This is a genomic window from Clostridium ragsdalei P11 (assembly GCF_001675165.1).
Classification (GTDB): Bacteria; Bacillota; Clostridia; order Clostridiales; family Clostridiaceae; genus Clostridium_B; species Clostridium_B ragsdalei.
Genome location: NZ_LROS01000044.1, coordinates 14,386 through 38,538, shown reverse-complemented (window position 1 = coordinate 38,538; position 24,153 = coordinate 14,386). Strand labels below are relative to the sequence as shown.

General features: G+C 30.6%; 21 protein-coding genes. 18 read left to right on the top strand and 3 right to left on the bottom strand.

All coding sequences use genetic code 11. The features are described from left to right. The first annotated feature begins 138 nt into the window (after positions 1 to 138). The 7 genes from CLRAG_RS15340 (at position 139) to CLRAG_RS15310 (ending at position 7,528) form a co-directional block, all read left to right on the top strand. Positions 139 to 852, top strand: coding sequence for a pseudouridine synthase (locus tag CLRAG_RS15340; RefSeq protein ID WP_065079207.1), 714 nt, complete (start codon positions 139 to 141; stop codon positions 850 to 852). 172 nt (positions 853 to 1,024) lie between these two features. Further along, positions 1,025 to 1,900 carry a MurR/RpiR family transcriptional regulator gene (locus CLRAG_RS15335; RefSeq protein ID WP_063557126.1) on the top strand — a complete coding sequence of 292 codons (876 nt, stop codon included), beginning with the start codon at positions 1,025 to 1,027 and terminating at the stop codon, positions 1,898 to 1,900. A gap of 86 nt (positions 1,901 to 1,986) precedes the next feature. Then, complete coding sequence (locus CLRAG_RS15330) at positions 1,987 to 3,225, top strand: BaiN/RdsA family NAD(P)/FAD-dependent oxidoreductase (RefSeq protein ID WP_065079206.1); 1,239 nt, start codon at positions 1,987 to 1,989, stop codon at positions 3,223 to 3,225. Between the two features lie 117 nt (positions 3,226 to 3,342). Further along, entirely contained in the window at positions 3,343 to 4,008 is a 666-nt protein-coding gene (cmk, locus tag CLRAG_RS15325; protein ID WP_065079205.1) for a (d)CMP kinase, read from the top strand. Between the two features lie 19 nt (positions 4,009 to 4,027). Beyond that, complete coding sequence (locus CLRAG_RS15320) at positions 4,028 to 5,941, top strand: bifunctional 4-hydroxy-3-methylbut-2-enyl diphosphate reductase/30S ribosomal protein S1 (RefSeq protein WP_065079204.1); 1,914 nt, start codon at positions 4,028 to 4,030, stop codon at positions 5,939 to 5,941. A gap of 220 nt (positions 5,942 to 6,161) precedes the next feature. Further along, positions 6,162 to 6,542, top strand: a complete 381-nt coding sequence (gene speD / locus CLRAG_RS15315) for an adenosylmethionine decarboxylase (RefSeq protein WP_013238781.1) — start codon at positions 6,162 to 6,164, stop codon at positions 6,540 to 6,542. 98 nt (positions 6,543 to 6,640) lie between these two features. Next, complete coding sequence (locus CLRAG_RS15310) at positions 6,641 to 7,528, top strand: GNAT family N-acetyltransferase (RefSeq protein ID WP_065079203.1); 888 nt, start codon at positions 6,641 to 6,643, stop codon at positions 7,526 to 7,528. A gap of 22 nt (positions 7,529 to 7,550) precedes the next feature. Here CLRAG_RS15310 and CLRAG_RS15305 read toward each other — a convergent pair whose 3' ends face one another. Genes CLRAG_RS15305 through CLRAG_RS15300 form a run of 3 tightly spaced genes read right to left on the bottom strand, consistent with a single transcriptional unit; the run spans position 7,551 to position 10,203 of the window. Beyond that, positions 7,551 to 8,747 (bottom strand): pyridoxal phosphate-dependent aminotransferase, encoded by a 1,197-nt coding sequence (locus CLRAG_RS15305; protein ID WP_065079202.1) that lies wholly within the window; start codon positions 8,745 to 8,747, stop codon positions 7,551 to 7,553. A 60-nt stretch (positions 8,748 to 8,807) separates the two neighbouring features. Continuing rightward, a complete protein-coding gene (locus tag CLRAG_RS20900; protein ID WP_167351581.1) occupies positions 8,808 to 8,963 on the bottom strand; it encodes a hypothetical protein in 156 nt (51 codons plus the stop codon). A 55-nt stretch (positions 8,964 to 9,018) separates the two neighbouring features. Then, complete coding sequence (locus tag CLRAG_RS15300; protein ID WP_065079201.1) at positions 9,019 to 10,203, bottom strand: aminotransferase-like domain-containing protein; 1,185 nt, start codon at positions 10,201 to 10,203, stop codon at positions 9,019 to 9,021. Between the two features lie 352 nt (positions 10,204 to 10,555). Here CLRAG_RS15300 and miaB point away from each other — a divergent pair, with 352 nt between their 5' ends. The 11 genes from miaB to CLRAG_RS15250 all read left to right on the top strand — a co-directional run bounded on the left by miaB (position 10,556) and on the right by CLRAG_RS15250 (position 24,153). Beyond that, positions 10,556 to 11,899, top strand: coding sequence for a tRNA (N6-isopentenyl adenosine(37)-C2)-methylthiotransferase MiaB (gene miaB, locus CLRAG_RS15295; RefSeq protein WP_065079200.1), 1,344 nt, complete (start codon positions 10,556 to 10,558; stop codon positions 11,897 to 11,899). A 16-nt stretch (positions 11,900 to 11,915) separates the two neighbouring features. Further along, positions 11,916 to 14,591 (top strand): DNA mismatch repair protein MutS, encoded by a 2,676-nt coding sequence (gene mutS / locus CLRAG_RS15290; RefSeq protein ID WP_065079199.1) that lies wholly within the window; start codon positions 11,916 to 11,918, stop codon positions 14,589 to 14,591. 26 nt (positions 14,592 to 14,617) lie between these two features. Beyond that, positions 14,618 to 16,447 (top strand): DNA mismatch repair endonuclease MutL, encoded by a 1,830-nt coding sequence (mutL, locus tag CLRAG_RS15285; RefSeq protein WP_065079198.1) that lies wholly within the window; start codon positions 14,618 to 14,620, stop codon positions 16,445 to 16,447. An 8-nt stretch (positions 16,448 to 16,455) separates the two neighbouring features. After that, positions 16,456 to 17,391: a tRNA (adenosine(37)-N6)-dimethylallyltransferase MiaA gene (gene miaA, locus CLRAG_RS15280; protein ID WP_065079197.1), complete on the top strand. Its 936-nt coding sequence runs from the start codon at positions 16,456 to 16,458 to the stop codon at positions 17,389 to 17,391. A 49-nt stretch (positions 17,392 to 17,440) separates the two neighbouring features. Next, positions 17,441 to 17,683, top strand: coding sequence for an RNA chaperone Hfq (gene hfq, locus CLRAG_RS15275; RefSeq protein ID WP_013238771.1), 243 nt, complete (start codon positions 17,441 to 17,443; stop codon positions 17,681 to 17,683). A 75-nt stretch (positions 17,684 to 17,758) separates the two neighbouring features. Then, on the top strand, positions 17,759 to 19,036 hold the full coding sequence (locus CLRAG_RS15270; RefSeq protein ID WP_065079196.1) for a methionine gamma-lyase family protein: 1,278 nt from the start codon (positions 17,759 to 17,761) through the stop codon (positions 19,034 to 19,036). Between the two features lie 220 nt (positions 19,037 to 19,256). Continuing rightward, positions 19,257 to 21,278, top strand: a complete 2,022-nt coding sequence (locus tag CLRAG_RS15265; protein WP_065079195.1) for an oxidoreductase — start codon at positions 19,257 to 19,259, stop codon at positions 21,276 to 21,278. 226 nt (positions 21,279 to 21,504) lie between these two features. Then, the gene (locus CLRAG_RS15260; protein ID WP_065079194.1) at positions 21,505 to 21,918 is read left to right on the top strand and encodes a CGGC domain-containing protein; all 414 of its coding nucleotides are present in this window, start codon (positions 21,505 to 21,507) and stop codon (positions 21,916 to 21,918) included. Positions 21,919 to 22,094: 176 nt separating this feature from the next. Next, positions 22,095 to 22,445 (top strand): GlpM family protein, encoded by a 351-nt coding sequence (locus CLRAG_RS15255; RefSeq protein ID WP_065079193.1) that lies wholly within the window; start codon positions 22,095 to 22,097, stop codon positions 22,443 to 22,445. 383 nt (positions 22,446 to 22,828) lie between these two features. Then, the gene (locus tag CLRAG_RS20245) at positions 22,829 to 23,128 is read left to right on the top strand and encodes a methyl-accepting chemotaxis protein (RefSeq protein WP_083985749.1); all 300 of its coding nucleotides are present in this window, start codon (positions 22,829 to 22,831) and stop codon (positions 23,126 to 23,128) included. 398 nt (positions 23,129 to 23,526) lie between these two features. Continuing rightward, on the top strand, positions 23,527 to 24,153 hold the full coding sequence (locus tag CLRAG_RS15250) for a cobalamin B12-binding domain-containing protein (RefSeq protein ID WP_065079192.1): 627 nt from the start codon (positions 23,527 to 23,529) through the stop codon (positions 24,151 to 24,153).

Here is a 24,153-nt window from a genome sequence, read left to right as displayed (position 1 = left end):
TATAAATAATCCTTAATGGCAATGTCATTGAGGATTATTTATATTGTATATAATTGATTTTCTTATTTTAGAAGAAAAATTTTCATTAATTGTGAGCTGTGAATTGTGAATTGAAGAACTTATAGGTAGGTGTTAATTATGGTGGAAAGATTACAAAAATATATGGCTTACTGTGGTATAGCTTCAAGAAGAAAATGTGAAAGCATAATATTACAGGGAAGAGTTAAAGTAAATGGAGAAACTATTAAAAGCTTAGGAACAAAAATTGATGACAAGGTAGACAAAATTACTGTAGATGATCTAGAAATTGAAAAAGAAAATAAGAAAGTATATATACTATTGAATAAACCTACAGGATACGTTTCTACAGTTAAGGATGAGCGCGGAAGAAATACTATTTTAGATATTGTCAAAGTAAAAGAAAGAATATATCCAATAGGTAGGTTGGATTATAACACTTCTGGTATCATTATACTTACTAACGATGGAGAAGTGTACAATAAAGTAGCCCATCCTAAAATGGAGAAAAATAAAGTATATGTTGCAGTTATAAAGGGAATCCCTTCAAAGGAAGATATAGATAAATTTAAAAATGGAGTGAATATAGATGGCTATATAACAGCCAAAGCAGATTTTAATATACTTAATGTAAATAAGAGCAAGAATAATTCCAAAGTTAGAATAAAGATACATGAGGGGAAAAATAGACAGATAAGAAAGATGTGTGATGCCATTGGCCATCCAGTGATATCTTTGACCAGAATTTCTATAGGTAATATAAATGTAGGAAATTTAGAAGAAGGAAAATGGAGATATTTGAATGAGGATGAAATAAAATATATAAAAAATTAAATTTGCGTATTGCTTTATTCCTAATAAAAGTATCAATTATTAAGGAATATACAAAAAATTAAGGGAAAAATTAGATAAACAAATGAATAATCTATTGAAAATTTGGTCAATAGATGTTAAACTGAAGTAAATATTGCAAGAATTATAGCAATGAAAGAAAGGAATGAAGCAAATGGAGAATGTTGACAATCACGACCTGATAAGAACAATTCAAGTTAAATTTCCCAGATTGAGCAAAGGCCAAAAATTAATAGCTGAATATATATTAAAACATTATGATAAAGCTGCTTTTATGACAGCTGCTAAATTAGGTGTGAGTGTAGGTGTAAGTGAATCAACAGTAGTTAGATTTGCAAATGAACTTGGATTTTCTGGATATCCTAAATTGCAGAAATCTCTTCAAGAACTAATAAAGAACAAATTGACTACAGTACAGAGAATTGAATTGTCAAATGATTTTGTAAGCCAGGAAAGTCCATTAAAAAGCGTTTTAAAGTCAGATATGGAAAACATAAGAGCTACACTAGAAAAGATAAATCATAAAACTTTTGATGATGTAATTACAAACATATTCAAAGCTAAAAAAATATATATAATAGGTCTTAGAAGTTCCACTGCAATTGCAGATTTTTTAGGATTTTATTTAAACTTGATATTGGATAACGTAAAAGTTGTTGGATACGGAATAAGTGATATTTTTGAACAGATGATAAATTTAACTGGAGATGATTTAGTAATAGGTATAGGATTTCCAAGATATGCAGTAAGAACTATTGAGTCCTTAACATTTGCTAAAAGTAGAAATGCAAAAGTAGTTGCCATTACAGATAGTCTTCTATCACCACTTGCAGCAAGAGCAGATTACACATTAATAGCCCAAAGTAATATGGCTTCTTTTGTAGATTCACTAGTGGCACCTTTAAGTGTAATTAATGCTTTAATAGTAGCTGTAGGTATGCAGGAAAAGGATAAAATATCTTCCACTTTTTCAGATTTAGAAGACATTTGGAAAGAATACCAAGTATATTCTTTTAGAGAACAAAATTAAAGATGAATTTTCTACAAGGGACGAATTTATTTTGAATTTGTCCATTTTAGATTAGGCATTTGAAAGAAAATAAGGTGTGTGGATTAATGTCAAAAGTAATAGTAATTGGTGGTGGCCCCTCTGGTATGATGGCAGCCATAAATGCAGCAAAAAATAACGATGTCGTTTTAGTTGAAAAAAACAACAAGTTAGGTAAAAAAATGTTTATATCGGGAAAAGGAAGGTGTAATATAACCAATTCAAAAGATATAAGTGAATTTTTTGATTACATTCCCCGAAATCCGAATTTCTTATACAGTTCTCTTTATTCGTTTACAAACAATGATACTATAAATTTTTTCAATAATTTAAAAGTTAAATTGAAAGTTGAAAGAGGAGATAGAGTTTTTCCTGAATCTGATAAATCATCAGACTTAATTGGTGCTATGGAAAAAGAGTTGCTTAGAAAAAGGGTTGTTATAAAATTAAACTCTCAAGTTACAAAATTTATCTGTAGAGAAAATCGTATACAATCGATTCAACTTCAAGATAATTCCATAGTAGAGGGCGACTATTTTATATTGTGTACAGGGGGAATGTCTTATCCCCAAACCGGTTCTACCGGGGATGGTTACAGAATGGCAAAAGATTTAGGCCATACTATAACACCTATAAATCCTGCTTTAGTACCAATAGAAATAAGTGATGATTGGATCAAATCTCTCCAGGGACTTTCTTTAAAAAATGTAGAGCTAAGTATAATAGATCCTAAAAAAAATACATTATATAAGGAATTTGGAGAAATGTTGTTTACCCATTTTGGTATCTCTGGACCTATAGTATTAAGTGGAAGTAGGGTTATAGAGAACAAACATAATTTAAAGGCAGTTATAAATCTAAAACCTGCACTTAGCTTTGAAGATTTAGATAAAAGAATACAAAAGGACTTTTTTAAGTATTCAAATAAAAGTTTTAAAAATTCCCTAGATGACCTGCTTCCTAAAAAATTAATAGATGTAATTGTAAGTTTGAGTAATATAGACCCAAATAAAAAAGTTAATTCTATAACAAAACTTGAAAGACATACATTAGTAAATTTGCTTCAAAATTTATCAATGAATATAAAAGGACTTCGCCCTATAGCTGAAGCTATAGTAACTTCTGGCGGTATAACTGTTAAAGAAATAGATCCATCTAATATGAAATCTAAAATAGTTTCAAATTTGTATTTTGGTGGAGAAGTAATAGATGTAGATGCTTATACGGGAGGATTTAACATGCAAATTGCTTTATCTACCGGTTTTTTAGCAGGAAATGATATTGGAAATATTCAAGAAAATAACTAATTTTATATAATATCATAAAATAAAGGATTTTATAGTTTTATATAGAATTATAATAGAATGTGGATATGTAAATTTTTATCTTTATATGGACTATTTTAAGAAAGGCGGAATAACATTTTGAAAATATCTGTAGCAATAGATGGACCTGCAGCTGCAGGTAAAAGCACCATAGCAAATATCATAGCCCAAAAATTTAATTTTATGTACATAAATACTGGAGCTATGTATAGAGCAGTTACTCTTATGTGTATAAGACAAAATGTAAGCTGTACAGATGTAAATAAAGTATGTGAAATCACAAAATCGCTTAAGATGCATTTTGAAGGAGAGAAGTTAATTGTAAATGGGGAAGACTTAACAGAAAGTATAAAGCATCCTACAATAAGCAATACTGTATCCAATTATGCTGCAATTTCTGATGTTCGAAAATTACTTGTAAAGTTGCAACAGCAGATGGCAGGAGAATATAATGTAATTATGGATGGAAGAGATATTGGCAGTGTTGTTTTAAAAAATGCACCTTTAAAATTTTTTCTAACTGCCAGTCCAGAGGAAAGAGCTAAAAGAAGATATAATGAATTGAGTGAAAAAAATATATCTGTAAACTATGACGAAATACTAAATGATATAATTAAAAGAGATCATATAGATTCACATAGATCCTCTTCACCTTTTGTAAAGGCAGAAGATGCTGTAGAGATAGATTCATCTTTTCTCTCTCTTTCTGAAGTTGTACAAATAATTTCATCCTATATAAAAAAATATATTGAAGAACATATATAAAATAATTAAGGTGATAAAATTGAATATTATTTTAGCAGACAAATCCGGATTTTGCTTTGGAGTAAAAAGAGCTGTAGAAGAATCCTTAAAGACTCAAAAAAAATTTAATAAAAAAATATATACTTTAGGTCCTTTGATTCATAATAGTGATGTAGTAAATAAATTAAAGGAAAAAGGTATATATCCTATAGAAATAGATAATATAGATAATCTAAGGGAAGATGATGTAGTTATAATACGTTCTCATGGTGTTCCCGAAAAAATATTTTTTACTTTAAAAAGTAAAAAAATAAACATAGTAAATGCAACTTGCCCATATGTTTTAAATATACAAAGAAAAGTACAAGAATATTATAAATTAGGGTATTCTATATTAATAGTAGGAGATAAAAATCATCCTGAAGTAATTGGAATAAATGGGTGGTGTGAAAATAAGGCTTTAATATCTAAAGATGGCACCAATTTAGAAAAGTTACCATCAAAACTGTGTATAGTTTCTCAAACTACAGAAAAACAATCTAACTGGGAAAAAGTGCTTAGTATAGTGGCTAAAAATTGCAAAGAATTTATTGCTTTTAATACTATATGCAGTGCCACAGAATTTCGTCAGAAGGCAGCAGCAGATATTTCTAAAGAAGTAGATATGATGGTAGTAATAGGTGGTAAAAATAGCTCTAATACCACTAAACTTTATGAAATATGTAAAGATAACTGCAATAATACTATTTATGTTGAAAATTCAGGAGAAATACCTGATGATATAAGTAATTGTAATAAAATTAAAACTATAGGTGTTACAGCAGGAGCTTCAACACCAGATTGGATAATAAAGGAGGCAATTTTAAAAATGAGTGATGACAAAAATTTAGAACTAAATGAGCAACTATCTTATATGGACAAAAATGATACCCAAATAATATTAGGTGAAAAAATTAAGGGTACAGTAATATCTGTAAATCCAAAAGAGGTTTTTTTAAATATAGGATATAAATCAGAAGGTGTACTTCCAAAACGTGAGATAACAAAAAATGAAAGTGACAACTTAGAAGAATTAATTCATTGTGGAGATGAATTATATGTCAAAGTAATAAGAAGACAAAATGAAGATGGATATGTGGTATTATCTAAGATAGAATTAGAGAGAGAAAATGCTTATAAAGAATTAAAAGAAGCTAATGGAAATAGTCAGGTATTAAAAGTTATTGTAAAAGAAGCTGTAAATGGAGGTCTTGTTGCCAATTACAAAGGTGCTAGGGTCTTTATACCTGCTTCTCATGTAGAATTATATCATGTAGATGATCTTTCACAATATGTAGATAAAGAGCTTGATGTAACTATAATTGAATTTAAAGAAGAAAAGAAAGGTACCAGAATAGTAGCTTCAAGAAGAGACCTTTTGAGAATGGAAAGAGAAAAAATGGAAGAACAGACTTGGAATGTGCTTGAAAAAGATACTGTAGTAGATGGTGAAGTTAGAAGATTGACTGATTTTGGCGCATTTGTTGATGTACAAGGAGTTGACGGACTTCTACATGTATCTGAACTTTCCTGGGGAAGAGTTGGAAAACCAAGTGATGTTTTAAAAATTGGAGATAAGATTAAAGTTTATATCTTAGACATTGATAGAGAAAAGAAGAAGTTATCTTTATCTTTAAAAAAGCTCATGGAAGACCCATGGATCAACGTAGACATAAAATATCCTGTTGGCAATGTAGTACTTGGTAAAGTAGTTAGGTTTGCAAATTTTGGTGCATTTGTTGAATTAGAGCCAGGTGTAGATGCATTAGTTCATATATCACAAATAAGCCATAAGAGAATAGATAAACCAGAAGATGTACTTAAAATAGGTCAGGAAATAAAGGCTAAGATCCTTGAAGTAAATAAAGATAGCGAAAAAATAGCTTTAAGTATAAAAGAAGTAGATGAAATCTAAGTTAAGTATTTTTAATTTACTACCCTGAAGTAAGAATTAGAAAATAGAAACTTTATGTAAATTCTGATTTCTTATACAATATACATAGAAAATGGGAGCAATGTTTAATTAAATAGAGCTATTGTTAACTAATGTTTTATAGCCATATTTATATTGACTTTTCTCTTATTTTTGATAAAATTTAATTGTTGTATTTTTTTCTAAGGGGGTAAGTTGAAGCATGCATGAATTAGGAAGACATATTTTAGCAGAAATTTATGGATGTGATGCTAAAATATTAAATAATAAAGATTTTATAGAAAAAATTATGATTGATTCTGCAATAAAGGCAGGTGCCGAAGTTAGAGAAGTTGCTTTTCATGAATTTAAACCTCAAGGAATAAGTGGAGTAGTAATAATATCTGAATCCCACTTAACTATTCACACGTGGCCTGAACTTGGTTATGCTGCTGTAGATGTGTTTACTTGTGGAAGTAGGATAAATCCTTGGGATGCATGTAATTATATGACTGAAAAGTTTCATGCCAGAAATATGACAGCAACTGAAATAAAGAGAGGTATATTTGAGCAAGTTGTAGAGGTAAAAGCTTCAAATATATAAGAGATCATCACCTGAGATGGTCTCTTTATATATTTGACCAAGATTTATTTTAAATTTATACTTATATTAAATAACAATCCTATGGGGAAAAATAGAGTATGTATAAATGCGTAAAACTAACAAACAAGAATCTAAAGTATTTTAGGGAGTTAAACAATAAAAGATATTTATTTAATCCTGTAAATGAGGATTTTTTTAAAACCTATGATAGGTATAATTTTGCTAAACAGCTAATTTTAAGAAGAAGGGTAAAACTTATAAAAAAAGATTTACACTATATAGGCTATATTTGGTCTGATGTCTCTTATAATAAAATATGTACTATAAACGCCATGAATGTATTATGTAACTGCATTGCCCCAGATAATTCGCCTTATAAGTATCTAATAAACACTATAAAAGAGCCTTGCACTATAAAGTATATATGTCAAAACAATAATTATAACTTCAATTTATTAAAAAGTATTGGATTTAAAAAAGGAGAGGGAACTTTAACCCTTTATAAAAATTTACTTGAAAATATACCGTTAATTTTTGACGAAAAACTTCAATTCAAAATATTTGAAAAGGGAAAAGATGAACAAAAAAGATGTGAAATACAAAATGAAATATTTAAAACTGATACTAGAGTTCCTTTGACTTTAGAGGATATATATTTTGATGAAGCTCAAGATTACTATTTTGAAAAAGGGGCAATTTTTCTAAAGCAAAATGATGAGTATATAGGTTATGGGCAAATTGTAATGGAAAATGATATACCTGTTATAGTGAATTTTGGTATATTAAAAGAATTTAGAGGAAAAAAATATGGTAAGGCACTGTTAATCTATCTTTTAAAAATAATGTACTGTAGTGGATTTAATAGAGTAATAATAAAAGTAAAAAGTTCTAATTATATAGCCTTACAATTATATACTAACATGGGATTTCGTATTGAAAGTGAGAGGTATAACTGGATATTGGATAAAAAAAGTTTCCATAAATAATTATGGAAACTTTTTTTATAATTTATTTTATAACTTTTTGATACTCTTCTATTGCTACTTTGAGAAGGTCCATAGCATCTTTTAAATCATCACAATTTAAACAATAAGATATTCTCACTTCATCTTTTCCAAGACCAGGAGTAGCATAGAACCCTCCTGCAGGTGCTACCATTACAGTTTTACCATCTTTATTAAACTCAGTTAATAAGTATTTAGCAAAATCTTCTGCATCTGGGACAGGTAACTTAGCAACTATGTAGAAAGCACCTGTCGGCTTTTGACATACAACTCCAGGGATTTTTTTAAGACCATCCATAAGTATGTCTCTTCTTTTTTGGTACTCTTTTCTAGTTTCAATGAAGTAACTTTCTGGAGTATCTTTTAAAGCTGCAGCGCCTATCTGCTCTACTGTAGGTACACAAAGTCTAGACTGACATAATTTCATTATATTGTGAATAAGGTTCTTATTCTTTGAAGCTACCAGACCAATTCTTGCACCACAAGCGCTGTAACGCTTTGATATACTGTCTACGATTATTACTCTGTCTTCAATATCCTTCAAAGTAAGGGCTGAAGTATATTTCAATCCATCATATACAAATTCCCTATAAACTTCATCTGCGATTAAGAATAAGTCATGTTCTTTAGCTATATCTCCAAGCATCCTGAGTTCTTCTTCAGTATACACTGTTCCAGTTGGATTTCCTGGATTTGAAATCATAAGAGCACGTGTTTTGTCAGTTATTTTACTTTCTATTACTTCTTTAGATGGCAAGTGAAATCCATCTTCAGCTTTTGTTAAATAAGGAACCATTTTAGCTGAAGCTACTTGTGCAAATCCATTATAATTTGTATAAAAAGGCTCAGGTGAAAGTATTTCATCACCAGGATCACATAAAGTCATAAAGGTAAGCATTATGGCTTCACTTCCACCATTAGTTACCAAAAGTTCATCTTTTGCAAATTCTGTGCCCCATTTTTTATAATATTCTATAAAACTTTCTTGAAGTGCATCCATTCCTTGTGATTCAGTGTATTTAAGTACATTTTCCTTAAAATTTGAAATTGCCTTAAAAAATATGTCAGGAGTAAGTACATCAGGTTGTCCAATGTTTAAGTGATAGACCTTTGTTCCTCTCTTTTTAGCTTCAGCTGCATAAGGCGCCAATTTACGAATAGGCGAAAATTGCATATTTAAAATTCTGTTTGATAATTTCATATAATTTATCCTCCGACTATTAATTTTAATCAAGCTAAAGATAATTTAAGTTAAAAACTTCTATTTAATTAAGCTTTCTGTAGGAATATGCATTGACTTAAATTGAAACATGCTTTCATAATAAGTACTTTTAAAATAACCTCTGTCTCCAATACAATCAGCCCTTAGCTTATTTTTGCTCTCTTGTAGTTTTTTGAAATCTTTTATATCATACATAGTATCCTCTCCCTTAAGAGAAGTTTAACCCAAAGGGAGAGATATTATTCATATATCAATAGTATTTAGCAAGAACTTTTCCTAATCTTTTGATTCCTTCAACGATTTTGTCTTCTGACATACAGGAGTAGTTTAATCTAAAGTGATTTTTATGCCCACCATTTGGGAAGAAAGGACCTCCAGGAACATAGGCAACATTCTCTTTTAAAGCTTCTTTTAATATTTCAGCAGAATCTAAACCTTCTTTTAAATAAACCCAAGTAAAAAGTCCTCCATAAGGATTTGTATGTGTAACTTCTTTTGGAAAATATTTATCCATACTTTCAAGCATAAGTTTTCTGCGTTTTCCGTATACTTTTTTGATTTCTTCTACATGTTCATTTAAATCATACTTTTGCATAAAAAGTGCAGTTGCCCTTTGATCTAAAGTACTACACTGCAAGTCTACACCTTGTTTTATAATAATGTATTTTTCAAGTATTTCAGGTGCAGCACATATCCAACCAAGTCTCAAACCTGGACAAAAAGTTTTAGAAAATGTTCCAAGGTATATTACCCAACCATCTTTATCAAAACTTTTTATAGATGGATGTGTAGTGCCTTCAAAAATAAGTTCTCCATATGGATTATCTTCAATTACAGGAACCTGGTATTCTTTAGCAAGCTCTGCAATACGCTTTCTTCTGTCATCTGACATAGTTATTCCTGTTGGATTTTGAAAATCTGGAATTGTATATATCATTTTAACTCTTTTATTTTTCTTTAATTCTTCTTCTAACTTTTCTATTATGATACCATGCTCATCCATTTCTATTTCAGTAAAATTAGGTCGATAAGCTTTAAATGCTCCAATAGCACCTAAATAACTTGGACTTTCACATATTATAGTATCTCCCTCATTTACAAATATCTTAGCTGAAAATTCAATTCCCTCTTGAGATCCAGATGTTACAATTATGTCATCTCCAGTTACATCTACACCTTCACGAGACATTCTCTGCTTTGCTATTATATCTCTTAAAGGCTTAAACCCTTCTGTTGTACTATATTGTAAAGCAACTTGTCCATCCTTTTCCAAGACCTCTTGAGTAACTTTCTTCATTCCGTCTACAGGGAATAATTCCGGTGCTGGTAATCCTCCGGCAAAAGAAATGACTTCAGGCATCTCTGTTAATTTTAAAAGCTCTCTTATTTCAGATGCTTTTAAACCATTTGCCCTTTCTGAAAAATTTATTTTCATAAAAAAACCCCCTTAAGTAAATATTTTGTCATATAAATATCTATTTATCGCCACCTTATAAATAGATATATTACAATAATATAGTTTTTGAATGATTTTTTCAATAAAAACTTTATTATTGTATAATTCTGAATATGAAATTTATTCTATATATTTATTATACTTAAATTTAAAGAGCTATGAAAACCATAACTCTTTAAAGATTTTATAAAAGATTTAATGAATTAAAGTCTATTTCTAAATTATCATAGATATTAACTTTAATCTTATTTAAATGGATTATGTTTATTTTTAATTGCTTATTATGTTATAATACAGTGTAAAGCTAAGACTATCGGAGGTTATAATACACATGATAAATAATGTAGAAAAGGCAGCTAAAAATTTCTTTATTGAAACTTGGGGATGTCAGATGAATGAAGAGGATTCTGAAAAATTATCTGGCATGTTAAAAAGATTAGGATATAAAAGAACAGAAGATAGATCTTCTGCGGACTTAATAATATTCAATACCTGCTGCGTAAGAGAAAATGCAGAACTAAAAGTATATGGGAATCTTGGAATGCTCAAAAAGCTAAAGATTAAAAATCCAAATCTCATAATAGCCATATGTGGATGCATGATGCAGCAAAAAGACATGGCAAAAAATATAATCAAAAGGTTTCCTTTTGTAGATATAATATTTGGAACTCATAATTCTTATAAATTTCCTGAATACTTAAATAGAGTTCAGCAGGAAAATACATCTGTAATTGAAATACAAGACAAAGAGTCTGGGATCGTAGAAGGGCTTCCAATAGATAGAGAAAGTACTGTAAAAGCCTTTGTTACAATAATGTACGGATGTAATAATTTTTGTACCTACTGTATAGTTCCCTATGTAAGAGGAAGAGAGAGAAGCAGAAAACCTGAAGATATTGAAAAAGAAATAAAAGAATTGATTTCAAAAGGGTATAAAGAAATAACCCTCCTTGGACAAAATGTAAATTCCTATGGTAAAACTTTAGAACCTAAAATAAGTTTCAGTGATCTTTTGAGGAGAATTAATTCTATAGATGGTGTTGAAAGAATTAGATTCATGACATCCCATCCTAAAGATTTAACTGAAGATGTAGTAGATGCCGTAGCTGAGTGTAGTAAAGTATGTGAGCAAATACATCTTCCAGTACAATCGGGTTCAACTTCTCTTTTAAAAAAAATGAACAGAAACTATTCAAAGGAAGGGTATCTAAATCTTGTTAAAAAGATAAGAGAAAAAGTGCCTGATGCCGCTATTACTACAGATATAATAGTTGGTTTTCCAGGTGAGACGGAAGAAGATTTTGAGGAAACATTAAATCTTGCAAGAGAAGTACAGTATGATTCAGCATTTACTTTTATATATTCAAAAAGGAAAGGTACTCCTGCTTATGATTTTGAAGATCAGATTCCAGAAGATATAAAACATGAAAGATTTAATAGACTTGTTGAAGTTATAAATGAATCCTCTGCTAGAAAAAACAAAGCCTATGAGGGAAGAACGGAAGAAATATTAGTAGAGGGTACAAGTAAAAATGATAATACAAAACTTACAGGCAGAACAAGATCAGGTAAGCTGGTAAACTTTGAAGGTAATAAAAAAGATATAGGCAAATTAGTTAAAGTACACATAACAAAAGCAACTTCTTTCTCACTTTTAGGTGAGGAAATACAGTAGCAAGGAGGACAATAAAGTGGCATTAACTCCAATGATGCAGCAGTATATGGAAGTAAAAGAAAGTTATAAAGACTGTATACTGTTTTTTAGATTAGGTGATTTTTATGAAATGTTTTTTGAAGATGCAAAAATAGCATCTAGGGAACTTGAGTTAGTACTTACAGGTAGAGACTGTGGTTTAAAAGAAAGGGCTCCTATGTGTGGAATACCCTATCATGCTGCAAATTCGTATATAGGAAGACTTATAAACAAGGGATACAAAATAGCTATATGTGAGCAGCTAGAAGATCCCGCTCTAGCAAAAGGTATAGTTAAAAGGGGAATAATCAAGGTTGTAACTCCTGGGACTTACACGGACTCTACTTTTTTAGAAGAAAATAAAAATAATTATATAGCGTGTTTGTACATAGATACCCAGACAAATATTTCTGCACTGTGTTTTGCAGATGTGTCTACTGGAGAGTTCAATTGTACGGACACTCCTTTTAATTTATCTACAATTTTAGATGAAATATCAAAATACTCTCCAAGTGAACTAGTAATTCAAAATATCATAAGTATCGATATATTGAATAAAATGAAAGATATTTTTAATGGTTCATTCACTAAATTAGATGAAAGCTATTTTGCAGACGAAACTAAAAATATGTTAGAGGATCAGTTTGAAAATTTTGCAGGAGAAGATTATAGTAATGAAATTATAAAATGCTGTGGCTCCCTACTAAAATATATAAGGGAAACTCAAAAGAATGATCTATCTCATATAAATAAATTTTCCTATTACAATATAGTAGATTATCTCACTATAGATGGGAATTCCAGAAGAAATTTAGAAATTACAGAAAGCTTAAGAGAAAATAATAAAAAAGGATCTCTCCTCTGGGTTATAGATAAAACAAATACATCTATGGGAGGGAGACAGCTTAGAAGATGGCTGGAACAGCCCCTTATAAATAAGGTTAAGATAGAAGAAAGACTGGATTCTGTAGAGGAAATTTCAAATAATATATCCTATCATGAAGATCTAAAAGAGGCTTTAAAAAACATATATGATATTGAGCGATTAGTTGGAAAAATATCTTCTAAAAGTGTAAACGCAAAAGAACTAAATTTTTTAAAAAATTCTATAGAAAAAATACCTGAAGTAAAATCCATACTATCCAATTTTCATACAAAATTATTGAAGGATATGTACGAAAACTTGGATGAACTAAAGGACATATATTCACTTTTAGATAAATCTATATTAGATAATCCTGCAATATCTTTAAAAGAAGGTAACCTTATAAAAAAAGGATATAACAGTGACATAGATGAACTTAAAGAAATAAAGGCTCACGGTAAGGAGTGGATAGCTTCTCTTGAGAATTCAGAAAGGGAAGTTACTAAAATAAAATCTCTTAAAATAGGTTATAATAAAGTATTTGGTTATTATATTGAGGTTACTAAAAGTAATTTAAGTCTTGTACCAGAAGGTAGATATATAAGAAAACAAACTCTTACAAATGCAGAAAGATACATAACTCCTGAATTGAAAGAAATGGAAGATAAAATATTAGGTGCAGAGGAAAAGCTTATAAATCTAGAATATAGTGTCTTTATAGAAGTAAGAGATAAAATAGAAAATGAAGTAGACAGAATGCAAAAATCCGCTAAAATAATTTCAGAAGTAGATTGCTTAAGCTCCCTTGCAAGAGTTGCTATAGAAAATAATTATTGTAAACCTGAAATAACAAATTCAGATAACATAATTATAGAAGAAGGTAGACATCCTGTAGTAGAAAAGATGATTGACTCTGGAGAATTTATATCAAACGATATAAACATAGATACTGGTAAAAATCAACTTCTTTTAATAACAGGGCCTAATATGGCAGGCAAATCTACCTACATGAGGCAGATAGCTTTGATCGTTATAATGGCCCAAATTGGTAGCTTTGTACCGGCAAAAAATGCTTCTATATCTGTTTGTGATAAGATATTTACAAGGATAGGTGCATCAGATGACCTGGCATCAGGAAAGAGTACCTTTATGGTGGAAATGTGGGAGGTTTCCAACATACTTAAAAATGCAACTAACAAAAGTTTGATTTTACTGGATGAAGTAGGACGTGGAACAAGTACTTACGACGGCCTTAGCATAGCCTGGTCAGTAATAGAATATATATGTAAAAACAGCAAACTAAAATGTAAAACCTTATTTGCAACCCATTATCATGAACTAACTAAATTAGAAGGTAAGATAGATGGAGTCAAAAATTACTGTGTATCCGTTAAAGAAATGGAGGATAATATAGTTTTTTTGAGAAAAATTATAAGAGGAGGAGCCGACCAATCCTACGGCATAGAAGTTGCAAAGCTTGCAGGACTTCCAGAAGAAGTTTTAAAAAGAGCAGGAGAAATATTAAATAGCCTTGAAAGTAAAAAGCTAAAAGAAAATAAAGGTGTTGATTCTGAAATTGCATTAGATTCAGAGTATTCAATAAATGAGAAAAAAGCACCTCTTAAAAATGAAGATATAATTATAGAAAAAGCTCCTATGCTTGAACCAACTAGACAACTGGGCTTTTCAGATATAGAAAAGACAAATTTAGTAAAAGATATTACAGATATAGATATACTAAACATGACTCCTATGGACGGATTTAATAAACTTTATGATATAATAAGAAGAGCAAAGTCCATAAGATAAAACTTAGTCATAAGGAATGATGTACGGTGAAAAGAATAAATTTACTTGATGAAAATACTTCAAATAAAATTGCCGCTGGAGAAGTAGTTGAAGGCCCTTCATCTGTAATAAAAGAACTGCTTGAAAATAGCATAGACTCTGGAGCTAAGAACATAACTATAGAAATAGAAGAAGGTGGAGAAAAATCCATAAAAATAATAGATGATGGATGTGGAATACACCCTTTGGATATAAAAAAAGCCTTTATGCCTCATGCCACAAGTAAAATAAGCACTGTAGAAGATTTAGATAAAATAAGTACTTTAGGATTTCGTGGAGAGGCTCTATGCAGTATAGCTTCCGTATCAAACACTATACTTAAAAGTAAAGCAGAAGGCTTTGATGTGGGAAATGAAATAATTATAAGTGGTGGAGTCCTAAAGGAAACTCAAGAAATTGGCTGTAACAAAGGTACTACAATTTTAGTAGAAGATTTGTTTTTCAATGTACCTGCCAGGAAAAAATTCTTAAAATCCCCAAGTAGGGAAGCTGCAGGTATATCGGATATAGTAACAAGACTTTCTCTTGCCAATCCGGATATATCTTTTAAATTTTTTAAAAATGGGAAAAAGGCTCTGACAACTTATGGTACAGGAAAAGTGATGGACGTTATACGATGCGTATATGGAAAAAACATATATGAAAACATAATTTCTGTGGAAAATCACAGCGATATTATCTCAATTTGTGGATACATAGGTAACTCCGAAATAAGCAGAGGAAGCAGAAATAACCAAAGTATATTCATAAATAAAAGGTATGTTAAAAATAAATCCATAACTTCCGCTGCAGAGCAGGCTTTTAAATCATTCTTAACCATAAATAAATTTCCTTTTTTTATATTGTTCATAGACATATTTCCTGAATTTGTAGATGTAAATGTGCATCCAGCCAAATGGGAAGTTAAATTTAGTGACTCCAGAATGGTATTTAAATTTGTATTTGATGCAATTCATGAGGCTTTAAGGGAAAGCTTAAAGGATTCCTTTACCATTGATTTAAAGGAAGATGATTTAAAACCCAAAAAAGCTGAAGCTGAAATTAAGGAAGTTCAAATACCAATAGATTTGAAATCTCCAAATGAGGGGATTTATGTAGAAAAAAATGAACCTGGCTTATTTAAAGAAACTAAAGGAAGCTCAAATAAAAATGAATTTATAAGAGAACCTAAGGTATCTTTTACTGCTAAAGAAAATGCAGTATCTAAAAATGAATCAGAAGAAATTAGAGTGGCTAAATTTCCACCCCTTAGAATAATAGGACAATTTCATAGTACTTATATAATAGCAGAAGATAATAGTAATCTTTATATGATAGACCAGCATGCAGCTCATGAAAAAATTCTCTTTGAAAAATATAAAAAGAGTATACAAAAGGGTATGGTATTATCTCAAGTTTTAATAACACCTGTAGTAATGGAACTTACAATTAAAGATTATAATTGTTTTATAGAAAATAGAGGTTTATTTAAAAAAACTGGTTTTAATGTAGAATTATTTGGAAATAATACAATAAGTATAAGAGAAGTACCTATGATACTTGGAAAACCCGATATGAAAAACTTATTTATGGATATATTAGATAATTTAAAAAACATGGGATCAGGCGATACCTGGGAAGTTAAATATCTTTCACTTGCAACCCTTGCCTGCAAAGCTGCAATAAAGGCAAATGCTAGCATTTCAGAAATAGAGATGAATCATTTAATTGAAGAGCTGCGCTTTATAGATGACCCATTTAACTGTCCCCATGGAAGGCCAACTATAATAAAACTTACATTAAATGACCTGGAGAAAAAATTCAAAAGAATACAATGAGGAGAGAAATGAAAAACTTATTTATACTTTCGGGACCAACTGCAGTTGGAAAAACCCATATATCTATAGAACTTGCTAAAAAATTAAAGGGTGAAATAATATCTGCAGATTCCATGCAAATATACAAGTATATGGATATAGGTTCTGCTAAAGTTACAGAAGATGAAATGCAGGGGATTACCCATCACTTAATAGATTTTATTGAACCAGATAAAAACTTCAACGTATCTGAGTACAAAGTCCTAGCTAAAAATGCAATAGATGAGATATGTAAAAAAGGTAAGCTTCCTATGTTAGTAGGTGGTACTGGACTTTACATAAATTCTCTCATTTTAAATTATAATTTTACAGATGCAAAAACAGACAAAAGTTATAGAGAATACCTGGGAAATTTAGCAGAAGAAAAGGGGAAGGAATACGTACATTCCATTTTGAAAGAGGTAGACATAGATTCTTACAAAAGATTATATCCAAATGACTTAAAAAGAGTTATACGTGCCCTAGAAGTGTATAAACTCACAGGAAAAACTATAAGTGAGTACAATGCAAATACTAATTTGTATGACATACCTTATAACATATACTATTTTGTACTCACTATGGATCGGGCTAAATTATATGATAGAATAAATAAAAGGGTAGATTTAATGATGGAAAATGGCCTTATAGATGAAGTTAAAAAACTAAAATCCATGGGATATACTCCTGATATGCAATCCATGAAAGGTATAGGCTATAAGGAAATTTTAGATTATTTAAATGGAAATTCTACCTTAGATGAAGCTATCTATTTAGTAAAAAAAGGAAGCCGAAATTATGCCAAAAGGCAGCTAACCTGGTTTAGAAAAGATAAAAGGGTAATTTGGATAAATAAGGATAATTTTAGTTGTGACGAAGACATTGTAGAACATATAATACACGTCTTTAATATAATGAAAATTTAAATTCATTATATTGTATGAATATAAATAAAAGTTACGGAGGGTGAGAACTATGAGTAAAACAGCTAATAACTTACAGGACATATTTTTAAATGGGGCAAGAAAAAATAAAATTCCAGTTACTATATACTTAACAAATGGATTTCAAATTAAAGGAAATGTAAAGGGCTTTGACAACTTTACTGTTATAATGGATTGTGATGGAAAACAAATGATGGTATATAAACATGCAATTTCAACTATGACACCTATAAAATGCATTTTATTTAACAACTTTTCAGGAAATGAGCTATAGGGGAATGGACATTTGTCTATTCCTTTTTTATATGTTAATATGACATTTAGTACATACATTTAGGAGGTAATATTTTTGCTAAATATAACAAAAAAAGTACTTAAAGATAAATATAAAATAAGCGACAAGGTAATTGATTTATATGAAAGAGCTTTAAATGATGTGAAAGACCAATTTCAATACTACAATGAAATAAGAGAATTCAATCAATTAAAAGTTTTAAATGCGCTGCAAGAAGAAGGAATAAGTGAATCCCATTTTACAAATTCATCTGGATATGGATATGGAGATATAGGTAGAGATTCCTTGGACAAAGTCTATGCTAGAATATTCAATTCAGAAAGTGCCCTTGTAAGGCCCCATTTTGTGAATGGAACTCATGCTCTTGGCTGTGCACTTTTCGGAAACTTACGTCCAGGAGATACTATGCTTTCAGTATGCGGTGATCCCTATGACACCCTCCATGAAGTAATTGGCATAGAAAACAAGGGTTCAGGTTCTCTTAAAGAATATGGAGTAAATTATGAACAGGTAAATTTAACTGATGATAACAAGATAAATTTTGAGGACATAAAAAAACATCTTGAAAATAATCACACAATAAAATTGGTACATATACAGAGATCTACAGGTTATGGCTGGAGAAAATCTCTTCTTATATCTGAAATCAAGGAAATTATAGATTTCGTTAAAGGTATAAATCCTAATGTAATATGCTTTGTAGACAATTGTTATGGTGAATTCATAGATACCATAGAGCCTACAGATGTAGGAGCTGATTTAGTAGCAGGTTCACTTATAAAAAACATAGGTGGTGGAATAGCACCAACTGGCGGATATATAGCAGGAAAAAAAGACTGTGTTACAAAAGCTTCGTATAGGCTAACTGTACCTGGAATAGGTGGAGAATGTGGTTCTACTTTTGGAGTTATGAGACTTTTATATGAAGGATTATTTTTTGCACCTCATGTTGCCATAGAAGCACTAAAGGGAGCTATATTCTGTTCTAGAATAATGGAACTTGCAGGATTTGAAGTACTTCCTAAATATACGGATAAAAGAAGCGATATAATACAGTCTATTAAGTTTAACGACAAGGAAAAGCTTATAAATTTCTGTCGTGGAATTCAAAAGGGATCTCCTGTAGATTCTTTTGCCCAGTGTGAACCTTGGGATATGCCAGGATATTCAGATCAGGTCATAATGGCTGCTGGAGCTTTCATACAGGGAGCTTCTATAGAGTTGTCTGCAGATGCACCTATAAGAGAGCCCTATATAGGTTATCTGCAGGGTGGACTTACTTTTGACCATGCTAAGATTGGAATATTAATAGCTCTGTCAAATATATTATAGAAATGCGTATGAAAAAAGTATATAACACATAGAATTTACTATTTTATGTGTTATATACTTTTTTTAATGTGCATAGTGTACATTATGGCATATGAAATCTATTCATAATGTGTCTTTAAACTTAAAATGAATTAGATTATTATTAAAATATAGTTGGTTAAACATTAATACCATGTAAAAACATGAAATGCCAAAATTTAAAACAGAAAGGATGAATGAAATGAGATCAAAATTTGAACATGTATTCTCACCTATTAAAATACGAGGAATAGATTTTAAAAACCGTATCGTCCTTGCACCACCGTCTCCTAATCTTGCCAGTACTAATGGTCTAGTTACACCGGAATTTGTAGACTGGTTCCGCATGTTTGCACGTGGTGGGGTATGCACATTGTATGTCGGCAACTGTTCCATTGATATTACAGAATCTAAAGATGAAGCTTTTCAGCTTGATCTTAAGGATGATAGCTGCATTTTTCCATTAACATTATATGCTGATATGGGCAAACAGTATGGCTGCCATGCTTCTTTGGAGATTAATCACAATGGTGAAAATACGGCTTTTGAAACTGTAGGCCACGCTCCTTACAGTTCATCACCAAATATTTCTTCAAGTGAAGCTACACGTTCTGTAGCACTTGGAAGAGATCCTATCCCTGCAATTGAAATGACACATGAAAAAATTGTACAAACTGTTGAAAAATACGCCAATGCTGCTGCGCGTATGAAAAGAGCAGGAATGGATATCTGTCTTGTTCATGGTGGACATGGTAACCTTATTTCACAGTTTACTAGCCCGCTTTATAATCATAGAACAGATGAATATGGTGGTTCAATTGAGAATAGGGCACGTTTTGCTATTGAAGTATGTGATGCTATCCGCAGAAAAGTTGGTGAGGACTTCGTAATCGAATTTCGTATTTCTGCTGATGAAATTGCAGAAGAAGGTATGCATTTTAAAGAAACACTTGAACTCATCGGATTATTAAAGGATCATATTGATATTCTTCACGTTTCTGCTGGACTTCACAGTGACTTCAATATGAAATATTACCGTAATTGGTGCCAAAACTATATGATGGATCGCTGCTTTAATGTTCATTTTGCACGGGATGTAAAGAAGGCTTATCCTGATCTCCTTGTAACTACAGTAGGTTCTATTACAAGTATTGAAGATGCTGAAAAAATTATTGCTAATGGATGGGCTGATTTCGTTGCTATGTGTCGTCCACTTATGGCAGATCCTGATATGCCTAGAAAGTATGCTGAAAACCGCCCTGAAGACAGGCGTCCATGTTTACGCTGTGATACTTGTACAAAACATCTTTTTATTCCGAAACCAATCTATTGTGCTGTTAACCCTATTTCAGGAATGACAAGTGAACTTAAAGATGGTGTTGTTCCAAAGGCGCCTGTTAAGAAGAAAGTTGCTATAATAGGAGGAGGCCCTGGTGGAATCCAGGCAATGCAGACATTACTTGACCGTGGACACAATGTAACTCTTTATGAAAAATCAGGTTCACTTGGTGGTAATGTACAAGGAGCTGCACTTCCTCCATTTAAAATTGATTGCCAGGATTATTTGAAATGGCTTAAGCACACAGCTGCACAGTGCCAAGCTGCAGGTGCAAAAATTTTATTTAATACAGATGCAACACAGGATATGCTTGATGCTCAGAATTATGATGCAATTATAATTGCAGTTGGTTCGGATCCTATCATTCCTTTGAGTATACCGGGAATTAATAAAAAGCATGTACACTGGGCCATTGATGCTGAATCTGACCAAAGTCTTGTTGGAGACAAAATTGTTATTGTAGGTGCCGGTGCTGTTGGTATTGAAGCTGCAATTGAATTCCATGATGAAGGAAAAGATGTAATCGTTATCGAAATGGAAGATCAAAAAAAGAGCTTTTCCAAGCTGATAAAAAGTTCAGGCACAAGTGCTAAGGAATTTCAGACTATACTTAAAGACAAAGGTATTCCTGTAAAATACTTGAATCGTCTTAAAGAAATTTGTGATAATAAAGTTATCTGTGATAATATTGAAACTGGAAAATCTGCTATATATGAAGCAGATACGGTACTGCTTGCTATGGGAATGCGTCCAAGAACAGATACTGTAGAAAAACTTCGCCACTGTGCTCCTGAAACCAATGTTTATATAGTTGGTGACTGTCAGAAAGTTGGTACAATCGGTACAGCTGTTAACCAGGCGTTCCAAGCTGCTCTTCATATCTAGTGTTAAATTATCTTGTAATAAGTATTAATTAAATAATATAATTCTTATCCGAGAATAAGAATGTTAAAAAGCACTGAATATTATTCCATTATGACCTTTTTAATGAGAAATAATATTCAGTGCCTTTTTATGCCCTCCAATAACTGATACCATAAGATATGTTAAAACTGACACTTTTTATTATACCAGGTTAGAATTATAATTAAAAGAAAAAGGGGGAATAAGTATGAATACTAAATATGTTGTTATCATTCAATGTGATATTGCACAAAGAAGGTGCAGTGGATTTGCATGCACAAATGCTTTTTATAATAAGGATGAAGTTTTTGAAGATTATGATGATGCCACAAGATATATTTCTTTTACTTGTGGTGGATGTAGTGGAAAAGGAGTTGCAGCTAAATTAGAGCAATTCTCTAAGAAATTAAATAAAAAAACTGATATTAGCAAAAATGAAGTTGTAGTTCATTTAGCATCTTGCATGGTACATGATAGTCATCATTCTGATAGATGTCCACATGTAGACTATATTAAGAGTATAGTTATAAAGAAAGGTTATAAAGATGTAGTAGAGGGATCTTATATAAGTAATAATGCAAGAATGAAAAGAGAAGAAGGTATATATAACTGTTATGATTAGAATCAGCTTTAATACTAATAACTGCGTAGTTTGCCCTCTCAAAAGATGAAAGACTAAAAAAGATTTCAAGAATATTGCTCGCATGATCTCAAAATTACAAATAATCTGTTAAAATGTTATAATTATTAAAAGATAAATGTAGTTTATTTTTTATAATGGAGGTAAAAGTTATAGTTATGAATGTAGGTTTAATAATTAAGCCTTTAGTAGGAGCGTTAGTTGTAATTGTTATTCAGGTTTTATCAAAATCAAAGAATTATTATATAGCAGCATTAGTTCCGTTGTTTCCATTGTTTGGCATAATGGCTTATTATATTGTTGGCTTGGAAAGAGGTACAAGCGTTTTAGAAAATACAATTATCTTTGGAATGTTTTCTCTAATTCCATACTTTGTCTTTTTAATAACGCTATATTTTAGTATCAAACATTATAAGCTAGGGTATTCTCTGATTATTGGTTCAATAGCTTGGGTTGTTATTGCTGTAATACTTGTTGTTTTATGGAATAGATTTAAAATCGGTCAATAACTATTAATGCACATCTTTTTTATATTTTTTACTAAGTATAAGGCCACATCAGGATATTAATTTCAGAATGTGGTCTATTTTTATACATATAGCTACTATACATTGTACTGTTTTTTATATATTTTTTCTTAGTTTCATGGCTATGTGGTATTACCCTTATTAGGGGAGTTTAAGCATTATATTGAAATCTAATAAATGAAAGCAATGATTAAATCTAAAATTACAAATATCAAAACATATTGAAATGTGGAACAAAAAAGGGTTAAAAGCTTTAAATATTCACATTGTATAAATAAATATGTAAAATTTAGTCACTATGTACGATGATTTGTAAAAATGTATATGTTAATCTAATATAGAAATGTTGTGAATATACGAAAGTTCTGTATTATAGGCCAGGTAATACACTAGATATAAAAGCTAATGTAGGAGATAATGGAAAAGGATTTTCAGTTGTCGCAAACGAAATAAGAAAATTAGCTCAATTAAGTAACCAATCATCAGAAAAAGTTTCACAATCTTTGTCAGAGACAAATAAATATATTAGAAATATTTTTAATGTAATAAGTGAAGCACAATCTATTTCTGAAGGACAAGCTGCTTCTACGCAAGAGATGAATGCCACATTAGAAGAGATTACAGCAAGTGCTCAAACATTAACAGAAATTTCAAAAACTAAATAAGTTTAAATATAATTGCAATTTACATAGCATAGTGTGAATTGCATATTTTTTTGACTAAAATAATGTCTAATAACTCATATTCCGCACAATGATTTTCATATTTACGATATTTAAATTTTAGACTTAAAAATTCGTTAATTATCAATGCATTAGTCTAAAAATATAGATAGATATTCGCAAGTTTATGCCACATAAAGGCAAAAACTGCATACAACTATAAAATAACTTATATTTTTATGCATTCAGCGGAATATGAGTAATAAAAGTACTCACAGTGTATAAATAAATATATTAAATTTAGTCAGTATGTGCGCTGAATTTCCACAATATATATGTTATTCTAACATTAGTACAAATTAACACAAATTTTTATTTTGTATTAAAGGGAGGATATGAAAATGAGCAAAAAATTAATTGATGCAATGGCGGACTTAGATGAAGACGTTGTTTTAGCAGAAGTAAAGGCACAAAAAGAAAGTGGAATCCCAGTATTAGATATTATAGCAGATTTACAAGAGGGAATGGGGATTGTAGGTAATAGATTTGAAAAAAAGGAATATTTTTTATCTGAACTTATTATGTCAGCTGAAGTGTTTAATGAAGCTTCTGAAATTATTGGAGGATTGGGAGAAGCTTCAGGACCAAATAACGGCATATTTGTAATGGGAACTATTTACGATGATATACACGATATAGGAAAAAATATAGTAACTACTGTAATGAAAAGTAACGGCTTTAATGTAAAGGATTTAGGTGTTGATGTGCCTACAGCAAAGTATATTGAAGCTATAAAACAATATAAGCCTAAGGTAATAGGAATCTCATGTCTTTTAACTACTTGCTTTGATAATGTAAAACAATGTATAAAGGAAATAGAAGATGCAGGACTTAGAAAAGATTTAAAGATTCTAGTTGGAGGTGGTCCTGTAGATGAAAATGCAGGAAAATATATGGGTGCAGATTTAGTTTGTAAAGATGCACAGCAGACAGTAGATTTCTGTAAAAAAGCTATGGGGGTAAAATAA

What these genes read in the sequence shown, in the direction of transcription:
- CLRAG_RS15340 (WP_065079207.1), top strand. Translation starts at nt 139, where the DNA reads ATGGTGGAAAGATTACAAAAATATATGGCTTACTGTGGTATAGCTTCA.
- CLRAG_RS15335 (WP_063557126.1), top strand. Translation starts at nt 1,025, where the DNA reads ATGGAGAATGTTGACAATCACGACCTGATAAGAACAATTCAAGTTAAA.
- CLRAG_RS15330 (WP_065079206.1), top strand. Translation starts at nt 1,987, where the DNA reads ATGTCAAAAGTAATAGTAATTGGTGGTGGCCCCTCTGGTATGATGGCA.
- speD (WP_013238781.1), top strand. Translation starts at nt 6,162, where the DNA reads ATGCATGAATTAGGAAGACATATTTTAGCAGAAATTTATGGATGTGAT.
- CLRAG_RS15310 (WP_065079203.1), top strand. Translation starts at nt 6,641, where the DNA reads ATGTATAAATGCGTAAAACTAACAAACAAGAATCTAAAGTATTTTAGG.
- CLRAG_RS15305 (WP_065079202.1), bottom strand. Translation starts at nt 8,747, where the DNA reads ATGAAATTATCAAACAGAATTTTAAATATGCAATTTTCGCCTATTCGT.
- CLRAG_RS20900 (WP_167351581.1), bottom strand. Translation starts at nt 8,963, where the DNA reads ATGTATGATATAAAAGATTTCAAAAAACTACAAGAGAGCAAAAATAAG.
- CLRAG_RS15300 (WP_065079201.1), bottom strand. Translation starts at nt 10,203, where the DNA reads ATGAAAATAAATTTTTCAGAAAGGGCAAATGGTTTAAAAGCATCTGAA.
- miaB (WP_065079200.1), top strand. Translation starts at nt 10,556, where the DNA reads ATGATAAATAATGTAGAAAAGGCAGCTAAAAATTTCTTTATTGAAACT.
- miaA (WP_065079197.1), top strand. Translation starts at nt 16,456, where the DNA reads ATGAAAAACTTATTTATACTTTCGGGACCAACTGCAGTTGGAAAAACC.
- hfq (WP_013238771.1), top strand. Translation starts at nt 17,441, where the DNA reads ATGAGTAAAACAGCTAATAACTTACAGGACATATTTTTAAATGGGGCA.
- CLRAG_RS15265 (WP_065079195.1), top strand. Translation starts at nt 19,257, where the DNA reads ATGAGATCAAAATTTGAACATGTATTCTCACCTATTAAAATACGAGGA.
- CLRAG_RS15260 (WP_065079194.1), top strand. Translation starts at nt 21,505, where the DNA reads ATGAATACTAAATATGTTGTTATCATTCAATGTGATATTGCACAAAGA.
- CLRAG_RS15255 (WP_065079193.1), top strand. Translation starts at nt 22,095, where the DNA reads ATGAATGTAGGTTTAATAATTAAGCCTTTAGTAGGAGCGTTAGTTGTA.
- CLRAG_RS15250 (WP_065079192.1), top strand. Translation starts at nt 23,527, where the DNA reads ATGAGCAAAAAATTAATTGATGCAATGGCGGACTTAGATGAAGACGTT.